We start from the raw sequence: 522 nt of genomic DNA, 5'->3' as shown, positions 1-522 counted from the left end.
AAGCTCCTGGTAGATGAGTTCACGACCAAGATCACTCGCTCGACCAGGAGCTTCGTCGTGCTTGTCTACCCGTCCGGGCTGGACCTGTCCAGTTCGCACCTGCGCTACCTCGCCCGCCACCTCGCCGCACGCCGCGCGGCGATCGGTTCGCGCTGGCGGCGCCTGAGCTCCGGCCGGCAGGCCCTGCTGGTGCTCGCCCACTTGCGCAACGGGCATCCATACGCCCAGCTCGCGGCCGGGTTCGGTATCGGAACCACGACCGCGTACCGGTACATCACGGAGGCTGTCGAGGTCCTGGCCGCTCTCGCCCCGACCCTGGCCGAGGCGGTCCGCACGGCATCGAGGAAGGCGTTCGTGCTGCTGGACGGGACGCTGGTATCGATCGACCGGATCGCTGCGGACCGGCCCTTCTACTCGGGAAAGCACAAGAGGCACGGGATGAACGTGCAGATCCTGGCCGATCCCTTCGGCCGGCTGCTATGGGCCTCACCAGCGCTGCCCGGTGCCGTCCACGATGTCCGG

1 protein-coding gene is annotated in these 522 nt (G+C 68.4%); it reads left to right on the top strand.

Going from position 1 to position 522, the window contains the following annotated elements; all coding sequences use genetic code 11:
• Positions 1-57 precede the first annotated feature (57 nt).
• The coding region (locus ABD299_RS24725) for a transposase family protein (RefSeq protein ID WP_344266961.1) at positions 58-522 on the top strand (465 nt) is incomplete at its 3' end.

It is taken from the genome of Streptomyces sodiiphilus (assembly GCF_039529215.1).
Taxonomy (GTDB): domain Bacteria; phylum Actinomycetota; class Actinomycetes; order Streptomycetales; family Streptomycetaceae; genus Streptomyces; species Streptomyces sodiiphilus.
This window is presented reverse-complemented; position numbering and strand designations above follow the sequence as displayed.